The organism is Amphibiibacter pelophylacis, from assembly GCF_037688875.1.
In the GTDB taxonomy this organism is placed as follows: domain Bacteria; phylum Pseudomonadota; class Gammaproteobacteria; order Burkholderiales; family Burkholderiaceae_C; genus Amphibiibacter; species Amphibiibacter pelophylacis.
In genome coordinates, this window is record NZ_JAWDIE010000010.1 from 89,714 (window position 1) to 106,324 (window position 16,611).

At 67.6% G+C, this 16,611-nt stretch carries 16 protein-coding genes and 1 tRNA gene; 11 read left to right on the forward strand and 6 right to left on the reverse strand.

The features are described 5' to 3' along the window. Positions 1–186: 186 nt before the first annotated feature. Entirely contained in the window at positions 187–1,608 is a 1,422-nt protein-coding gene (gene miaB / locus RV045_RS08135; RefSeq protein WP_423235283.1) for a tRNA (N6-isopentenyl adenosine(37)-C2)-methylthiotransferase MiaB, read from the forward strand. Between the two features lie 24 nt (positions 1,609–1,632). Here the strand turns inward: miaB and RV045_RS08140 are convergent, their stop codons facing one another. The 4 genes from RV045_RS08140 to RV045_RS08155 all read right to left on the reverse strand — a co-directional run bounded on the left by RV045_RS08140 (position 1,633) and on the right by RV045_RS08155 (position 3,837). Then, positions 1,633–2,595 (reverse strand): TIGR01777 family oxidoreductase, encoded by a 963-nt coding sequence (locus tag RV045_RS08140; protein ID WP_423235284.1) that lies wholly within the window; start codon positions 2,593–2,595, stop codon positions 1,633–1,635. 151 nt (positions 2,596–2,746) lie between these two features. Then, positions 2,747–3,064, reverse strand: coding sequence for an H-NS histone family protein (locus RV045_RS08145; RefSeq protein ID WP_423235285.1), 318 nt, complete (start codon positions 3,062–3,064; stop codon positions 2,747–2,749). Positions 3,065–3,159: 95 nt separating this feature from the next. Then, positions 3,160–3,432 (reverse strand): oxidative damage protection protein, encoded by a 273-nt coding sequence (locus RV045_RS08150; protein WP_423235286.1) that lies wholly within the window; start codon positions 3,430–3,432, stop codon positions 3,160–3,162. A 135-nt stretch (positions 3,433–3,567) separates the two neighbouring features. Then, positions 3,568–3,837 (reverse strand): hypothetical protein, encoded by a 270-nt coding sequence (locus RV045_RS08155; protein WP_423235287.1) that lies wholly within the window; start codon positions 3,835–3,837, stop codon positions 3,568–3,570. Between the two features lie 120 nt (positions 3,838–3,957). Between RV045_RS08155 and hemA the strand changes: the two genes are divergently transcribed. From hemA to prmC, 3 genes are read left to right on the forward strand one after another with little or no spacing between them, the layout of a single operon-like run. Then, on the forward strand, positions 3,958–5,298 hold the full coding sequence (hemA, locus tag RV045_RS08160; protein ID WP_423235288.1) for a glutamyl-tRNA reductase: 1,341 nt from the start codon (positions 3,958–3,960) through the stop codon (positions 5,296–5,298). A 6-nt stretch (positions 5,299–5,304) separates the two neighbouring features. After that, complete coding sequence (prfA, locus tag RV045_RS08165; protein ID WP_423235289.1) at positions 5,305–6,420, forward strand: peptide chain release factor 1; 1,116 nt, start codon at positions 5,305–5,307, stop codon at positions 6,418–6,420. Then, the gene (gene prmC, locus RV045_RS08170) at positions 6,417–7,337 is read left to right on the forward strand and encodes a peptide chain release factor N(5)-glutamine methyltransferase (protein WP_423235290.1); all 921 of its coding nucleotides are present in this window, start codon (positions 6,417–6,419) and stop codon (positions 7,335–7,337) included. The genes prfA and prmC overlap by 4 nt, the downstream gene beginning before the upstream one ends. Positions 7,338–7,346: 9 nt before the next feature. Here the strand turns inward: prmC and RV045_RS08175 are convergent, their stop codons facing one another. Next, positions 7,347–8,426, reverse strand: a complete 1,080-nt coding sequence (locus tag RV045_RS08175; RefSeq protein ID WP_423235291.1) for a DMT family transporter — start codon at positions 8,424–8,426, stop codon at positions 7,347–7,349. A 23-nt stretch (positions 8,427–8,449) separates the two neighbouring features. Further along, positions 8,450–9,730: a signal recognition particle-docking protein FtsY gene (ftsY, locus tag RV045_RS08180; RefSeq protein WP_423235292.1), complete on the reverse strand. Its 1,281-nt coding sequence runs from the start codon at positions 9,728–9,730 to the stop codon at positions 8,450–8,452. A 46-nt stretch (positions 9,731–9,776) separates the two neighbouring features. Here ftsY and RV045_RS08185 point away from each other — a divergent pair. The 7 genes from RV045_RS08185 (at position 9,777) to RV045_RS08215 (ending at position 16,607) form a co-directional block, all read left to right on the forward strand. After that, positions 9,777–9,853, forward strand: a tRNA-Met gene (locus tag RV045_RS08185). 330 nt (positions 9,854–10,183) lie between these two features. Next, complete coding sequence (locus tag RV045_RS08190) at positions 10,184–10,561, forward strand: response regulator (protein ID WP_423235293.1); 378 nt, start codon at positions 10,184–10,186, stop codon at positions 10,559–10,561. After that, the gene (locus RV045_RS08195; protein ID WP_423235294.1) at positions 10,558–10,902 is read left to right on the forward strand and encodes an STAS domain-containing protein; all 345 of its coding nucleotides are present in this window, start codon (positions 10,558–10,560) and stop codon (positions 10,900–10,902) included. Before RV045_RS08190 ends, RV045_RS08195 begins: the two co-directional genes overlap by 4 nt. Continuing rightward, positions 10,899–13,091, forward strand: coding sequence for a chemotaxis protein CheA (locus RV045_RS08200; protein ID WP_423235295.1), 2,193 nt, complete (start codon positions 10,899–10,901; stop codon positions 13,089–13,091). Before RV045_RS08195 ends, RV045_RS08200 begins: the two co-directional genes overlap by 4 nt. Before the next feature lie 3 nt (positions 13,092–13,094). Beyond that, positions 13,095–14,828 carry a methyl-accepting chemotaxis protein gene (locus RV045_RS08205; protein ID WP_423235296.1) on the forward strand — a complete coding sequence of 578 codons (1,734 nt, stop codon included), beginning with the start codon at positions 13,095–13,097 and terminating at the stop codon, positions 14,826–14,828. A 17-nt stretch (positions 14,829–14,845) separates the two neighbouring features. Continuing rightward, a complete protein-coding gene (locus RV045_RS08210; RefSeq protein WP_423235297.1) occupies positions 14,846–15,367 on the forward strand; it encodes a chemotaxis protein CheW in 522 nt (173 codons plus the stop codon). Beyond that, positions 15,360–16,607: an EAL domain-containing response regulator gene (locus tag RV045_RS08215; protein WP_423235298.1), complete on the forward strand. Its 1,248-nt coding sequence runs from the start codon at positions 15,360–15,362 to the stop codon at positions 16,605–16,607. The genes RV045_RS08210 and RV045_RS08215 overlap by 8 nt, the downstream gene beginning before the upstream one ends. The last annotated feature ends 4 nt before the right edge of the window (positions 16,608–16,611 follow it).

Genomic DNA, 16,611 nt, shown 5'->3' on the forward strand with positions numbered 1-16,611 from the left:
CATGGCTTTGCTTCGAAGTGTTCACTGCACGGGATCGAATTATTAGCTTTCAAACTATTAGCATCAACTTGACTGCGCTGTCACCCTTTCAGGCCCAGGGTCTTGCCGCAGTCCAGCGCCCTGCCCCGCACGGCCTTGCTGCGTGAGACAATCCGGCGCTCTAATTTCAGCCTCTGGATCTACACCATGAACCGCTGCAGCGACGACACCGCCTCCGCCACTTCCGATCTTTCTTCATCCGCCAATTCCCCGGCAACGTCTGGCAAAAAGGTCTATATCAAGACTTTTGGCTGCCAGATGAACGAGTACGACTCGGGCAAGATGCTCGACGTGCTGCGCGAAGCCGACGGCTACACGCCCACCGACAACGTCGAAGAAGCCGACCTGGTGCTGTTCAACACCTGCTCGGTGCGCGAAAAGGCGCAGGAAAAAGTCTTCTCCGACCTGGGCCGCGTGCGGCACCTGAAGCAAAAAGGCGTGCTGATTGGCGTGGGCGGCTGCGTGGCCAGCCAGGAGGGCGAGGCCATCATCAGCCGTGCGCCTTTTGTCGATGTGGTATTCGGCCCGCAGACCCTACACCGCCTGCCGCAGATGCTCCAGGACCGGCGCGCACGGGCCAAGCCGCAGGTGGATATCCAGTTCCCGGAGATCGAGAAGTTCGACCATCTGCCACCCGCGCGCGTCGATGGCGCCAGCGCCTTTGTCTCGATCATGGAAGGCTGCAGCAAATACTGCGCCTACTGCGTCGTGCCCTATACGCGCGGCGAAGAGTTTTCACGCCCCTTTGAAGACGTGCTGGTTGAAATTGCCGGCCTGGCCGATCAGGGCGTCAAGGAAATCAACCTGTTGGGACAGAATGTCAACGCCTGGCGCGGCACCGTGGGCCCGGGCGGAGAAACCGCCGATTTCGCTACGCTGCTGGAATATGTCGGCGACATTCCCGGCATCCAGCGCCTGCGTTTCACCACCAGCCACCCCAACGAATTCAGCCAGCGCATCATTGACGCCTACGCCAAAGTGCCGCAACTGGTGAACCATCTGCACCTGCCTGTGCAGCACGGTTCGGACCGCATCCTGTCGGCCATGAAACGCGGCTACACCGCGCTGGAATTCAAATCCATCATCCGGCGCCTTCGGCTTGTGCGCCCGGACATCAGCGTGTCCAGCGATTTCATCGTGGGCTACCCCGGCGAAACCGAGGCCGATTTCGAAAAACTGATGCAACTGGTCACCGATGTCGGGTTTGACGCCAGTTTCAGCTTCATTTACAGCCCGCGCCCCGGCACGCCCGCCGCCGCTTTGCACGACGATACCCCGCACGAGGTCAAACTGGTCCGCCTGCAGCGCCTGCAGGCCCAGCTGGATGTGCAGCAGCAGGCCATAGGCCGCACACGCATCAATACCGTGCAGCGGATTCTGGTCGAAGGCCCGAGCAAAAAGGACAAAACCGAGCTGATGGGCCGCACCGAATGCAACCGCATCGTCAATTTCCCCGGCGGTCCGCAGCCGCAGCGCCTGGTGGGACAGTTAATGGATGTGCGCATCACCCAGGCTTTTGCACATTCACTGCGCGGCGAGATTCTGGTCAAGGACGACGCCCCGGCCTGATTCTCCCCGGGGGAAACTGACTTTTCAGCGCACCAGATCGCGCAGTGCGCTGTCCCAGTCGGGATACAGAAACGGCTGGCCGTCCAGCCCCGGCCAGGTCGCGCCCTCGCCCAGCAGTCGGGCAGGCTGCACGCGCTGGCCGTCCAGCACCAGATCAGCCAGCTCGCCCAAAGCCAGGCGCAGCGCAGCACCGGGCACGCACAACCACTGCGGCCGTCCCAGCGCCCACGCCATGCGCCGCGTGAAATCGGCCTGCGTCAGCGGCTGCGGCGCCACCAGGTTGACCGGGCCGCTGGCGTTGCAGCGCGCGTCCATCAGCGCCAGCGCGGCACGCACCCAGTCGTCGATGTGGATCCAGCTCTGGTACTGCTGACCATCGCCCAGGCGCGCCGCCAGGCCCAGCAGCGCGGGCCTCTTGAGCTGGGGCCACAGACCGCCCTGGCGGGCCATCACCAGCCCGGTACGCAGCAGCACCAACCGCGCCTGCGGCAGCGCTTCGCCCAGCGCCTGCGCGGCAGCCTCCCATTCGCGGCACAGCGCGGCGGCAAAGCCGGGCGCAGCCGGTGGCGTCTGGTTCTCAGCCAGCGCCTGCGCACCCGTGTCGCCGTAAATGCCGATGGCCGAGCCACTTAGGATCACGCGCGGCCCGGTGATCTGGCCCTGCGAAGCAGCCGAAGCCGAAGCGGCCAGCGCCTGCAGCTGGCGTGTCACGCCGATGCGGCTGGCACGCAGCAGCGCCTGACGTGCGGGCGTCCAGCGCCCGCCCGCGATCGATTCGCCCGCCAGATTGATCCAGACCTCGCAGCCCAGCGCGAGCTGGGCCACCGGGCCTTCGAGCGACGCCACCGCCTGCACGCCCGCACCACACAGGGCCGCAACCTGCGCTGGCCTGCGGCTGTAGACCCAGACCTGATCGCCGCGCGCCAGCAGCGCCCGGCACAGCGCCTGGCCCAGCAGGCCGGTTCCGCCTGTCATAAAGACTTTCATGGGTATCCTTTGGGGGGTGAGTTCGGGGTTTAAATTGAAGTTTGAAGCGCACAGAATGCAAAAAACCCGAACACCTTGCGGTGATCGGGTTTTGAAAGATCAGACCTGGAACGACGGAATCAGCGTCAGGATCAGTCCTTTACCGCAGTTTTCAGACGGCGAAGCTTTCCAGCGTGCGGCCGCCTTCAATGGCGTCGCGCAGCCAGCGCGGTTTCAGGCCACGGCCCGTCCAGCTGTTGCCGGTGGCGGCATCACGGTATTTGGCTTCCAGCTTTTTACCGGCAGCGGCAGAGCGCGCACGGCCTGCCGTTGCGCCACGCTCGGGAATATCGTCTTTGGTCAGGTCGTAACGCTGCATCAGATCGCGAATCTGGCCGATAGCGCCCGCGCGCTCTTCACGCTGGCGGCGCGAAATCTGTTCTTCAAGGGCGGCTTTTTCAGCCATCAGCTGGTCGAGGGACTTGTCCATGGGTTCTCCTGAAAGGGAAAGATAAACTGTGGTGCGATTATGCCAAACTTTATTTCCCTTTCCTGGCAAAAGATCACGTAAAGAAATATTTTGCGTCAGGCTTCGGGCGGAACATAACCGGCGGGCTGATCGCCACCGCCGCCAAACAGGAACTGTTCCATCTGCCGGGCCAGATACTGGCGCGCGCGCAGGTCGGCCAGATTCAGACGGTTTTCATTGACCAGCATGGTCTGATGACGCTTCCAGGCTTCAAAAGCCTCGTGGCTGATCTGGTTGTATATGCGCGCACCCAGTTCGCCCGGATAGGGGGCGTAGGTCATGCCGGGGGCCTCTTTTTTGAGGTAAACGCATTGCACCATGCGGGTCATGGCGATTCTCCTGGTGGGATGGATAAAGCGTGGGCGCCATCGGGTCGGGCCGCACGGTGTGGTCGCGAATATAGGGCATATCGGGCGGTTGTGCTGCTGCCGGGTTTGCAGCCCGCCCCTTATTGGAAGGACCGATCAGGCCGTGCGCATGGACAGCACCAGCACACCCGACATCACCGCCAGCACGGCCAGGTAACTGACCATGGCGCCGTCATAACCCAGCATGGCAAGGCCCCCGGCCCAGACCGCCATACCCGCCAGGGCGCAGGCCAGCGCCAACCCCCCCCAGGTGCGGTGGGCCAGAGCCAAAGGCCACAGGCGGCGGGCCACCAGCGGCAGCGTGGCGGCCAGAAACCACACCGGCCACAGCCACTGCGCCAGATGCCAGGCGACGTCCAGAATCATGATCTCTCCTGCGCACTGCGTCCGGGGTGGGCCCGAGGGCCCCGGATCATAGAAATAAGCTATCAAAACGAAACAGCCCTTTGTGCCCGCAGGACTGTCCGACAATTTTATAATCACGCCATGCACATGATGACCCTGGGGCTGAACCACACCACCGCGCCGCTGGACGTGCGCGGTCGGCTGGCGTTTTCCCTGGATCAGATCCAGCAGGCGCTGCGTGCCATCCACGGCCGTCTGCAAGGCAATGGCCGCAGTGCGCCCGAGGCCGCGCTGCTGTCGACCTGCAACCGCACCGAACTGTATCTGGCTGCGCCGCGTGGCGCCAAGCTGGCCCAATGTCCGGTGATGTCGCAGGCCGGGACCGACGCCGAGCGCGAGGCCCTGATCCACGCCGCGCTCGAGTGGCTGGCCCAGCACGGCGGCATCGCCGCGGGCGAGCTGCGCCACCACCTGTACGTGCGCGCCCACACCGACGCGGCGCGCCACGCCTTCCGCGTGGCCAGCGGGCTGGATTCCATGGTGCTGGGCGAGCCGCAGATTCTGGGCCAGATGAAGCAGGCGGTGCGCGAAGCCGAAGCCGCAGGCACCCTGGGCACGACGCTGCACCAGCTTTTCCAGCGTTCGTTTGCGGTCGCCAAAGAGGTGCGCAGCACCACCGACATCGGCAGCCATTCGATCAGCATGGCCGCCGCAGCCGTGCGTCTGGCCAGCCAGATTTTTGAAGATATTGCCGATCTGAACGTGCTTTTTATTGGCGCAGGCGAAATGATCGAGCTGGTCGCCACGCACTTCGCGGCGCGCCAGCCCAGAACGCTGACCATCGCCAACCGCACGCAGTCGCGCGGCGAGGCACTGGCCCAGCGCCTGAACGGCCGCGTCATGCCGCTGGCCGACGTGCCCGCCAACCTTGGAAAGCACGACATCGTCGTGTCCTGCACCGCCAGCTCGGTGCCCATCGTGGGCCTGGGTGCGGTCGAACAGGCGCTGCGTCAACGCCGCCATGCGCCGATGTTCATGGTCGATCTGGCCGTGCCGCGCGACATCGAAACCGCCGTGGCGCAGCTGGACGACGTTTATCTGTACACCGTGGACGATCTGGCCAGCGTGGTGCGCGAGGGCGGCGAAAAGCGCCAGGCCGCCGTGCAGCAGGCCGAAACCATCATCGATCTGGGCGTGCAGCATTTTGCCGACTGGCTGTCGCAGCGCGGCTCGGTGCCGCTGATCCGCCAGCTGGGCGATCAGGCTCAAGCCTGGCGCGAGGCCGAAGTCCACAAGGCGCAGCGCCTGCTGGCCAAAGGCCGACCGGTGGACGAGGTGCTGGACCAGCTCGCTGCCGCGCTCAACCAGAAGTGGCTGCACGGCCCGCTGGCCGAGCTGGGCCGCCTGCAGGGCGACGAGCGCGCCGAGGTCGAGCGCAGCGTCGAACGCCTGCTGCTGCGCCGCCAGCGCAACCCCTCCTAGTCCGCGATGAAAGCCGAGTGGCGCGAGCGTTTCGCGCGTCTGGCCCTGCGCCGCGCCGAGCTGGATGCCAGCCTGAGCGACCCCGCCGTGCTGGCCGATATCAAACGCTGGCGCCAGCTCTCGCGCGAGCACGGCGAGGCCAGCCAGGTGCTGGATCTCTACACCCGCCACCAGCAGCGCGAAAGTGACGAAACCGCCGCGCGCGCCCTGCTGGACGACCCCGAAAGCCGCCAGGACGCCGACCTGATCGCCATGGCGCAGTCTGAAATCGCCGAGGCGCAGGCCGAGCAGACGCAGCTGCTGGAGCAGCTTCAGAGCGCGCTGCTGCCCCGCGATCCGGACGACGACCGCCCGGCGCTGGTCGAAATCCGCGCCGGAACTGGCGGCGACGAATCGGCGCTGTTCGCGGGCGATCTGGCGCGCATGTACCTGCGTTACGCCGAGCGCCAAGGCTGGCGCAGCGAGATTCTGTCCGAGAGCAGCGCCGACATCGGCGGCTACAAGGAGGTCATCCTGCGGCTGGACGGCGAGGCGGCTTACGGCCAGCTCAAGTTCGAATCGGGCGGCCACCGCGTGCAGCGCGTGCCGGTGACCGAATCCCAGGGCCGCATCCACACCAGCGCCTGCACCGTGGCCGTGCTGCCCGAGCCCGACGAGGCCACCGAAATCACCCTGAACCCGGCCGATCTGCGCATCGACACCTTCCGCGCCAGCGGTGCGGGCGGCCAGCACATCAACAAGACCGATTCGGCCATCCGCATCACCCACCTGCCCACGGGCCTGGTCGCCGAATGCCAGGACGACCGCAGCCAGCACCGCAACAAGGCCAAGGCGATGATCGTGCTGCAGGCCCGCCTGAACGACCGCGAGCGCCAGCAGCGCCAGGCGCACGAGGCAGCGACGCGCAAAGGCCTGATCGGTACGGGCGACCGCAGCGACCGCATCCGCACTTACAACTTTCCGCAGGGACGGCTCAGCGATCACCGCATCAACCTGACGCTCTACCGCCTGGGTGCCATTCTGGATGGCGATCTGGCCGAAGTGGTCCAGGCGCTCCAGCAGGCGCAGGCGCAGGAGCAGCTCGCGCAGATGGAAACCGGTGGCTGGGACACCCGCGCATGAGCGCCCTGTCCCGCGCGGAGACGCTCACCGTGAACGCCTGGCTGCGTCAGGCGCAGGCGCGTGGCCTGTCGCGCCAGGACGCCCGCCACCTGCTGGCCCACACCGCCGCGCGCCCGCTGGCCTGGCTGCTGATGGCCGGACCAGAGCCGCTGGCCCAGCATCTGGATGCGGCGGCGCAGGCGCAGCTCGAAACCCACACCCGCGCCCTGCTGGACGACGTGCCGCTGGCCCACGTGCTGGGCCACCAGCCTTTTCTGGGGCTGGAACTGGCCGTCACGCCCGCCACGCTGGTGCCGCGCGACGACACCGCCACGCTGGTCCAGTGGGCGCTGGACGCGCTGCAGGAGCGCGTGGCGCAGCACACTGAGACGGCACAGGGCGCCCAGCCGCTGCGCGTGCTCGATCTGGGCACCGGCAGCGGCGCCATCATCCTGGCGCTGGCGCATACGTGGGCAAAACGACCGGTTAATCACCCTGTGATCTGGCAGGCCAGCGACCGCAGTGCCGCAGCCCTGGCCGTGGCCCGCGACAACGCCAGGCAGCATGGTCTGGCGGTGGATTTCTTTGAAGGCGACTGGCTGGACGCCCTGCCCGCCGCGCTGCGCGCCCTGGGCTGGGACCTGATCCTGAGCAATCCGCCCTACATCGCCGAGCACGACCCCCACCTGCCCGCCCTGCGCCACGAACCGCGCAGCGCGCTGGTGTCCGGTCCCGACGGGCTGGATGACCTGCGCCGCATCGTTGCGCAGGCCACGCCTGCGCTGCGACCGGGCGGCGTCCTGCTGCTGGAACACGGCTGGGATCAGGTGGATGCCGTCGGCGGCCTGATCGCGGCGGCGGGCCTGACGCCCCTGCCCCCACGCCGGGATGGCGGCGGGCAGTGGCGCTGCAGCGGCGGCGTCAAAACGCCCGTCTGATCGGCCTCTTCAGTGGCTGTGGCGGTGGTGCGCGTCCGGAAAATGGGCGTGGGCGTGCGTCAGTGGTGCGTGATGGTGCCAGTGGCTGTGCGGACCCGCCCCGGAATGCGGCGTGCCGCCATCGTGGGAGTGGGCGTGATGCCCATCGTCGTGCGTGTGCTCGTGGGCGTGGTCCAGCGCCTCGTGGCTGTGGCCGTGGGTGTGGTTTTCGCTCAGGTGCAGCCACAGCCCCAGTGCCATCAGCGCGGCGGCGGCCAGCAGCGCCGGGGTCACGGGCTCGCCCAGCGCCACGCCCAGCAGCGCCCCGGCGAAGGGCGCCGCTGAAAAGTAGGCGCCCGTGCGCGCCGTGCCCAGATGGCGCAGCGCCTGCACAAACAGCGACAGACTGACGCCATAGGCCAGCAGCCCGATCAGCAGGGTGGCGCCCACGCGTGGCCAGGCCGGAAGATCAAGCCCGCTGCCCGTCCACACGCCCAGCATCATCCAGATCAGCAGGTTAACCGCCCCCGCCACCAGGCCTTTGACCGACGCCAGCCAGGTCGCGTCGGCCAGTGCCACGCGGCGCATCAGGTTGTTGTCCAGCGCCCACAGCAGGCAGGCGCCCAGAATCAGCACAGCGGGCCAGACCCCCGACAGGCTCAGCGTCTGCCCTGGCCCGCTCAGCAGCAGCGCACCCGCGACGATGCACAGCAGACCCAGTACAAGACGAGGACCCGCGCTTTCGCCAAAAACCAGCCAGGCGAGGATCGCGGTGAACACCCCCTCGGCGTTGAGCAGCAGCGCCGCCTGTGAAGCTGGCATCTGCGCCAGACCCGCCAGCAGCAGCACCGGCGCCAGCACACCACCGGCCAGCACGGCGGCGGCAAACCAGAGCCCCTCCTGCAGCGCCAGGCGTGCCGGGGCAGCGCGGCTCAGGCGCCGAAAAACCATCAGCCCCAGCCCCGAGCCCAGATACAGCAGCCCGGCCAGCAGCCAGGGGCTGGACGAGCCCAGCGCCAGCTTGGCCAGCGGCGTGCCCGCGCCAAACAGCAGGGCTGACGCCAGTGCCGCCGCGACGCCCCTGGGGAAGATTCGGGCCAGGGCGGTCATCGCGGCGAACAGTCTCTGCGGCTTCAGCCCAGCAGCGCCTGCGCAAATTCGCGGGCGCGGAAGGGCTGCAGATCGGCCAGGCCTTCGCCGATGCCGATGAAATAGACCGGAATCGGCCGCTCGCGGGCGATGGCGGCCAGCACGCCGCCTTTGGCCGTGCCGTCCAGCTTGGTCACCACCAGTCCTGTCAGGCCCAGCGCGTCATCAAAAGCCTTGACCTGGGTGAGCGCGTTCTGGCCGGTGTTGCCATCGACCACCAGCAGCACCTCGTGCGGGGCTCCCTCCATCGCGCGGCCGATGACGCGGTGGATTTTCTTCAGCTCTTCCATCAGGTGCAGCTGCGTGGGCAGGCGCCCGGCGGTATCGGCGATGACGACATCGCAGCGCCGTGCCTTGCCTGCGACCACCGCGTCGTAGGTGACGGCGGCCGGATCGCCGCCCTCCTGCGCGATGATCTGCACCGCGTTGCGGTCGGCCCAGACGGCCAGCTGCTCGCGCGCGGCGGCGCGGAAGGTGTCGGCGGCGGCCAGCAGCACCTTCTGCTTTTCGTCGATCAGGTGGCGCGTCAGCTTGCCGATGCTGGTGGTTTTGCCCGCGCCGTTGACGCCCGCGACCATCATCACCGTCGGCTCATGCTCGCCGATGGTCAGGGCGCGCTCCAGCGGCGCCAGCAGCTCGGTGATGGCGTCGCACAGCAGCGCTTTGACGCCCGCCGCGTCTTTGGGGCGCTCCTGCTTGACGCGGCGGCGCAGGTCCTTGAGCAGGAACTCGGTCGCCTGCACGCCGGTGTCGGCCATCAGCAGCGCCGCTTCCAGCTCTTCGTAGAGCGATTCGTCCAGCTGGGTCGCGACAAAAACGCTGGTCAGGCTGTTGCCGGTCTTGCGCAGGCTCTGCGCAAGACGTGCGGCCCAGCTGGTTTTGGCGGGCGGAGCGGGCGGGGGCGGCGCGGGAGCTGGGTCGGGCTCGGGCTCGGGTTCGGAGATGGGCTCTGGTTCAGGCTCCAGTAGCAGCTCCGGTTCCGGTTCCGGTTCCGGTTCCGGTTCGGGCTCAGGCTGCGGCGCAGGCACTGGCTCGGGGGCCAGAACAGGCGGGGGCACCGTAATGGGCGCAGGGGCCGGTTCTGGAACAGGCTCGGGCGCAGGTTCTGGAGCAGGCTCTGGGAGCACAGGTGGGGCGGGTGCAGGCTGCGGCGGCGATTCCGGTTCCGGCGCCTGCTCGGGCACAGGCGCTGACACCCCGGTTTCAAGGGCGGGTGCGGCCTCTTCGACTTTTTTGCGGCGAAAAAAACTGAAAAATCCGGCCATGATGGCTTTCCAGAAAGAAAAAAGTGGCTATAATTTCGGGCTTGTTGGCGCTTTAGCTCAGTCGGTTAGAGCGATGGAATCATAATCCACAGGTCCGGGGTTCGAATCCCTGAAGCGCCACCAGATAAAACAACGGGTTGCATCGAAAGATGCAGCCCGTTTTGTTTTGGGGCCAAGTCTTTGGCTCCTGCTGGAACTGATTTTATCAGAGCCCCACCAGAGCCCCCAAAGGGCGCCGTCCGGCCCAGAGCCCAGCCCAGCCCAGCCCGCAGACGCACCCTGCGCGCGAGCCACGCGACCTTTTGCCGAAAAGCGGGGCCATCGCCCCCCTAACCTTGCATCGAAGCCCGGTCAGGTCTGCTAAATTCGTCAGCAAAGGGCTGAGTCGATTCGCACCCGTGTTCATGCTGCGTGTCTGCCGAGGTCCCCACAATAAATCGACTCAGCGCAGCCATGGCCAAGACCATCATGATCGTGGACGATTCAGCAACCATCCGCCACCGGGTGGCGGGCACGCTGCGCCAGGCCGGTTACGAGGTGCTGGAAGGCTGCGACGGCCAGGATGCGCTGGAGCGCCTGGATGCCCTGGACGGACAGAAGATCCACCTCATCGTCAGCGACCTGAACATGCCGCGCCTGGACGGCATCGGCCTACTCAAGGCGGTGCGTACCCTGGCTCACTACCGGTTCACACCGGTCATCATGCTGACCACCGTCAGCGAAGAAGACAAACAGCGCGAAGGCCGCGAAGCCGGAGCCCGCGCCTGGCTGCTCAAACCCTTTGACGGAACGTCACTGCTGAACGCCGTCCACCAGCTGGTGCTGCCATGAGCGACACCGCCACCGCGCCCGCCCCGCTCGCCATCCAGGGCGATCTGACCATCTACCGCGCGGCCGAGCTGCGCCAGACGCTGCTGACCGCACTGGCCCAGCCCGGCGACACGCTGGCGCTGGATTTATCGGGCGTGACCGAGCTGGACAGCGCCGGGCTGCAGCTGCTGCTGTCGGCGCGACGCACGGCGCAGGCGGGCGGGCGCACGCTGGATTTCCTGGCGCCCAGCCCGCCGCTGCTGCAGACCTGGCAGATGCTGGGCCTGCCCACCCAGGGCGAGGCCGATCCGCTGGGCGGTGTGCTGCAGCCGGACGACCCGAACGGCTGGGGCACGTCATGAGCGACATCGATCTCGATTCAGCGCGGCCGATTTTCATCGCCGAATGCCGCGAGCTATTGGCCAGCATGGAATCGGCGCTCCTGCGCCTGCCGCAGGAAGCGGACAAAGACCGTCGCGATTCGGTCCACGGCATTTTCCGCGCGGCGCACACCATCAAGGGCTCGGCCGGAATTTTCGGCATGGAGGACATCGTCTCCTTCGCGCACGCGATGGAGAGCGTGCTCGACCATGTCCGCGACGGCGTGCTCCCGATTGGCGACGACCTGATCGCCCTGCTTCTGGCCTGCGCCGACCATCTGGGCCAGCTCGTGGACAGCGTGGCCGAAAACCAGGCGCAGCCCGACGCGGAGCTGGTCCACGACGCCCGCCCGCTGCTGGCCCAGCTGAACCAGCGTCTGCTGGCGGTGCGCATGCAGCGCTCGCCCGGCGCCGGGGATGCGCCGCAGCGCAAGGCACCGGCCGCGCCGCGCCAGACCGGCGCCGACCACTGGCACATTTCGCTGCGCTTTGGCCGCGACGTGCTGCGCTTTGGCATGGACCCGCTCTCCTTCCTGAACTACCTGCAGCGCCTGGGCCGCATCACCACCCTGGTCACCCTGCACGGCGATGTGCCGCTGCTGGACGGGCTGGATCCGGAGGCCTGCTACCTGGGCTTTGAGGTGGCGCTGGAGAGCAGCGCGCCGCTGTCGGCCATCGAGGGCACCTTCAAGTTCGTGATGGACGACTGCGAGGTCGGCATCCTGCCACCGGGCAGCCCGGTCGCGGATCATCTGACGCTGATGCGCGAGCGCGCCCGAGGCGATCCGGCCGAGCTGCAGCGCCTGCGGGCGATCTGGCTGCACTGCGCCAGTGTGGCGCCCGAAGCGCTGGATGAAATCGCCGCTGCGGCGACAAAGCCTGCACCGGCCCAGCCTGTGCCAGCCCCCGCCGCACAGCCTGCTGCGGCGCCTGCCCCTGCCCCGGCGACCGTGCGGGCCCGGCGCACCGGACCGCGTCCGGGCGAGGCCAGCACGGTGCGCGTCGATGCCGACAAGCTGGACCGCCTGGTCGATCTGGTCGGCGAGCTGATCACCGCATCGGCCAGCGCCACGATGGCGGGCCGCGGCCTGCGCAGCGCCGCCCTGCAGGAGGCCCACGAGGCGCTGGCGCTGCTGGTCCAGGAGGTGCGCGACAGCGCGCTGCAGCTGCGCATGGTCAAGATCGGCGCCACCTTCAACCGCTTCCACCGCGTGGTGTACGACGCCGCGCGCGATCTGGGCAAGGACATCGCCCTGGAGATCAGCGGCGAGGACACCGAGCTGGACAAATCGCTGGTCGAGAAAATCGCCGATCCGCTCACCCACCTGGTGCGCAACGCCATGGACCACGGCATCGAGCCGCCCGCGCTGCGTCTGGCTGCCGGCAAGCCTGCGCAGGGCACGATACGCCTCAACGCCTATCACCACTCGGGCAGCATCGTGATCGAAATCAGCGACGACGGTGCAGGCCTGTCGCGCGAGCGCATCATCGGGCGCGCCCGCAGCCAGCGCCTGCTCGATCCGGGCCGCGAACCCAGCGAAGCCGAAGTTTTCGCGCTGATTTTCGAGCCGGGCTTCTCCACCGCCGACGCCATCACCAGCCTGTCCGGGCGCGGCGTGGGCATGGACGTGGTCAAGCGCAACATCACCGCGCTGCGCGGCTCGGTCAGCCTGGCCAGCCGCAGCGGCCAGGGCACCACCGTGACCGTGCGCCTGCCGCTGACGCTGGCCATCATCAACTGCTTCCTGATCGGCGTGGGCGGCTCCGTTTTCGTGCTGCCCATGGATGTGGTCGAGGAATGCATCGATTTCATCGACCCGGGCGCGAACGACTACACCGAGCTGCGCGGCCAGGTGCTGCCCTTCATCCGGCTCCGCCGCCTGTTTGGCGTGCAGGACACGCCGCCGCGCCGCCAGAGCCTGGTCGTGGTCGGCCATGGCAGCCAGCGCTTTGGCCTGGTCGTGGACCGTCTGCTGGGCGAAACCCAGACCGTCATCAAGCCACTGGCACGCCTGTTTGCCCACCTGCGCGGCATCAGCGGCTCCAGCATCCTGGGCAGCGGCGAGGTCGCCCTGATCCTGGACGTGGCGGCGCTGGCCGACATCACCCGCGCGGCCATGGTGTCGCGCTCCCCTGCTGCGGCTGCGGCAGAACCTGTTCACCAAGGATAGACCGTGTTCAAACGCATCAAACTGTCCACCCGGCTTTTCGGCTCCTTCCTCCTCATCATGGCGATGATGGTGGGCATGGGCGTCTACGCCATCCACCAGCTCTCGGCGGTCAACCGCGCCGCGGGCGAGCTCAGCGATTACTGGACGCCCAGCCTGCGCGACAACCTGCTGATGCTGGCGCGGCTCAACCGCAACCGCCAGCAGCAGACGCGCTCCATCATGTTCACCGACGACAAGCGCATCCAGGAGGCCGTCCGGGAAGCCGATGACCTGATCGTCGAAATGGACCAGATCTGGGAACGCGCCGCACCCACCGTGCGCGACCCGCGCGAACGCGAACTGTACGGGCAGATCAAAAAGGATCTGGCCGATTACAAGGTGATGCACCGCCAGATCGTGGCCCTGAGCAGCGTCAACCGCAACGACGAAGCCACCGAGCTGCTCGACGGGCCCTCGCAGAAGCTGTACTACGGCCTGCGCCAGAAGCTGGACGAAAGCACCGCCATCAACATCCGGGGCGCGCAGGCCGCCACCCGCCTGATCGACACCACTTACGAGCAGGCGCGCACCTGGGTGCTGGGTGTGCTGGGGGGCTGCACGGCGCTGGCGCTGCTGCTGGGCTTTGCCATCACCCGCAGCCTGGTGCGTCAGCTGGGTGGCGAGCCCTGGTATGTGGCCGAGATCGCCGAACGCGTGGCGCGCGGACAGCTGGCGCTGGACATCGCCGTGAAACAGGGCGACCGCACCAGCGTGCTGGCGGCCATGGACCACATGGTGAACCGCCTGTCGCAGGTGGTGACCGAAGTCAACAGTGGCGCCGAGGCGCTGGCCAGCGCATCGGAAGAAGTCAGCGCCACGGCGCAGACGCTCAGCCACGCCTCGGGCGAGCAGGCGGCCAATGTGGAAGAAACCAGCACCTCGATCGAGCAGATGACCGCGTCGATCGCGCAGAACTCGGGCAGCGCGCGCCAGACCGACACCATCGCCATGCAGGCCGCGGGCGAGGCGCTGGAAGGCGGTGAAGCCGTTCGCGCCACGGTGCTGGCCATGCGCCAGATCACGCAGAAAATCGGCATCATCGACGACATCGCCTACCAGACCAACCTGCTGGCGCTCAACGCGGCCATCGAAGCGGCGCGTGCGGGCGAGCACGGCAAGGGCTTTGCGGTTGTCGCCGCCGAAGTGCGCAAGCTGGCCGAACGCAGCCAGATCGCCGCGCAGGAAATCAGCGAAGTCGCCGGCTCCAGCGTGCAGGTCGCCGAGCGCGCCGGGCAGCTGCTGGAAGACATGGTGCCCAAGATCCGCCGCACTTCCGACCTGGTCCAGGACATCGCCGCCGCGTCCGAAGAGCAGACGCTGGGCGTGGGCCAGATCAATTCGGCGGCCATCCAGCTCAGCCAGATCACCCAGCAGAACGCCACCAGCTCCGAGGAGCTGGCGGCCACGGCCGAAGAGCTCAGCACCCAGGCCGAGCAGCTGCGCCAGACCATGAGCTTCTTCCGCCTGCCCGGCATGGGACACGCCGCCGCGACCGATGGCGGCGAGGGGCGTGGCGCGGGCGGCGCCAGCAAGGCCATCTCGCGCCAGGTGCTGGAGCGCCTGCAGCGCAGCAGCCGCAGTGGCGGCGGGAGGAGCAGCGGCAGCGATTCCAGCCGGTCGCACGCGGACGATGACCGCGCCAGAGCGTCCGCGCCGCGCGGCAATGCGCTGGACGAATCGCAGTTTTCGCCCTTCTGAGAGGAGCCGTGGCGCCCATGAACCCCCTCCCCCCGACCGCACACGAGCAGCAGTACCTGACTTTCCTCCTGGGTCAGGAGATGTTTGCGCTGGGCATCAGCGCGATCAAGGAAATCATCGAGTACAGCGCCCCGACGCCCGTCCCCATGATGCCAGGCGTGCTGCGCGGCGTCATCAACCTGCGCGGCGCCGTCGTGCCGGTGCTGGATCTGCAGGCGCGCTTTGGCCGCACCCCCTCGCCCGTCGAGCGGCGCAGCTGCATCGTCATCGTCGAAATGGCCGTGGGCGAGGGACGCCAGGTCATGGGCGTGGTCGTCGATGCGGTCAGCGAAGTGCTGGACATCGCGGCTGGCGACATCGAACCGCCGCCCCAGTTTGGCGCGCAGCTGCGCACCGATTTCATCCGCGGCATGGCGCGGGTGCGCGACCGCTTTGTCATCGTCCTGGACCTGAACAGTGTGCTGTCCATGGACGAGCTTGAAACGCTGGCCAGCCAGGCCCAGGCCTCAGCCTCCCATGGATCACTGCAGCATGTCTGACCTGTCCTACCTGCCGCCCTCGCTGTCTGTCCTGATCGTCGAGGACAGCGTGCCCCAGCGCCAGCACGCTGTGCGGCTGTGCGAGCAGATCGGCTTCACCGACATCTGGCAGTGCGGCAACGGCCAGGAGGCGCTGGATCTGCTGGCTTCGGACAGGCTGCCCCGCCTGCCCCACCTGCTGCTGCTGGATCTGAGCCTGCCGGGCATGGACGGCATCGAGATTCTGGTCGAGCTGGGCCTGCGCAACTACAGCGTGCCCATCGTGCTGGCCTCGTCGCACGAGCGCGCGCTGATCGAATCCGTCGTCGGCATGAGCCCCTACATCCTGGCTGGCCTGAGCAAACCACTGTCCCTGGAGGCGCTGCACGGCGCGCTCAAAGGCGGCGCGCTGCTGCACGGCCACACCGACCGGCGCCAGTCGCCGCGCACGCCGGTGACGGTGGAGATGCTGCGCGAAGCCATCGCCCAAGGCCAGATCGTGCCGCACTACCAGCCCAAAGTGGACGGCGAAACCGCGCTGCTGCGCGGCGTCGAGGCGCTGGCGCGCTGGAAGCATCCCGAACTGGGCTGGATTCCGCCCGACCAGTTCGTGCCGCTGGCCGAGCGCGAAGGGCTGATCCGCGATCTGACCCTGCACATGATGGACCGCAGCTTTGCGCAGTGCGCCTCGTGGGCGGCGCACGGCCTGCGCCTGACCATGGCGGTCAACCTGTCGCCGCACCTGCTGCGCCACGCCACCGTGGTCGAGGACATCTGCACCGTCAAGCGCCGCCACGGCCTGCAGCCCTCGCAGGTGGTGCTGGAAGTGACAGAGAGCACCGTGGTCGAGCAGGCCGGTCCGGGCCTGAGCGCGCTGGCGCGCCTGCGGCTCAAGGGCTTTGGCCTGGCGATTGACGATTACGGCACGGGCTTTTCGTCCATGCTGCAGCTGGCGCGCATCCCGTTCACCGAGCTGAAAATCGACCGCAGCTTCGTGCACGGCGCATCCAGCCGCAAAGGCCTGCGCGTCATTCTGGAATCGGCCATGGGCCTGGCGCGCGGGCTGGAAATCGCCACCGTCGGTGAAGGCGTCGAGACCATGGAAGACTGGCGCCTGCTGCAGCAGTTTGGCTGCAGCACCGGCCAGGGCTGGCTGATCGCCAAGGCGATGGACGGCGACGAACTGCCGCTGTGGATCAAGAACCACCACCTGCGCCTGCGCGATCTGCGCTCGCCCGGCGCCAGCCCGCTGCAAGCCTGAGCAT

Excerpts from the sequence above, each read along its gene's own strand:
- miaB (WP_423235283.1), top strand. The coding sequence starts at position 187 with ATGAACCGCTGCAGCGACGACACCGCCTCCGCCACTTCCGATCTTTCT.
- RV045_RS08140 (WP_423235284.1), bottom strand. The coding sequence starts at position 2,595 with ATGAAAGTCTTTATGACAGGCGGAACCGGCCTGCTGGGCCAGGCGCTG.
- RV045_RS08145 (WP_423235285.1), bottom strand. The coding sequence starts at position 3,064 with ATGGACAAGTCCCTCGACCAGCTGATGGCTGAAAAAGCCGCCCTTGAA.
- RV045_RS08150 (WP_423235286.1), bottom strand. The coding sequence starts at position 3,432 with ATGACCCGCATGGTGCAATGCGTTTACCTCAAAAAAGAGGCCCCCGGC.
- RV045_RS08155 (WP_423235287.1), bottom strand. The coding sequence starts at position 3,837 with ATGATTCTGGACGTCGCCTGGCATCTGGCGCAGTGGCTGTGGCCGGTG.
- hemA (WP_423235288.1), top strand. The coding sequence starts at position 3,958 with ATGCACATGATGACCCTGGGGCTGAACCACACCACCGCGCCGCTGGAC.
- prfA (WP_423235289.1), top strand. The coding sequence starts at position 5,305 with ATGAAAGCCGAGTGGCGCGAGCGTTTCGCGCGTCTGGCCCTGCGCCGC.
- prmC (WP_423235290.1), top strand. The coding sequence starts at position 6,417 with ATGAGCGCCCTGTCCCGCGCGGAGACGCTCACCGTGAACGCCTGGCTG.
- RV045_RS08175 (WP_423235291.1), bottom strand. The coding sequence starts at position 8,426 with ATGACCGCCCTGGCCCGAATCTTCCCCAGGGGCGTCGCGGCGGCACTG.
- ftsY (WP_423235292.1), bottom strand. The coding sequence starts at position 9,730 with ATGGCCGGATTTTTCAGTTTTTTTCGCCGCAAAAAAGTCGAAGAGGCC.
- RV045_RS08190 (WP_423235293.1), top strand. The coding sequence starts at position 10,184 with ATGGCCAAGACCATCATGATCGTGGACGATTCAGCAACCATCCGCCAC.
- RV045_RS08195 (WP_423235294.1), top strand. The coding sequence starts at position 10,558 with ATGAGCGACACCGCCACCGCGCCCGCCCCGCTCGCCATCCAGGGCGAT.
- RV045_RS08200 (WP_423235295.1), top strand. The coding sequence starts at position 10,899 with ATGAGCGACATCGATCTCGATTCAGCGCGGCCGATTTTCATCGCCGAA.
- RV045_RS08210 (WP_423235297.1), top strand. The coding sequence starts at position 14,846 with ATGAACCCCCTCCCCCCGACCGCACACGAGCAGCAGTACCTGACTTTC.
- RV045_RS08215 (WP_423235298.1), top strand. The coding sequence starts at position 15,360 with ATGTCTGACCTGTCCTACCTGCCGCCCTCGCTGTCTGTCCTGATCGTC.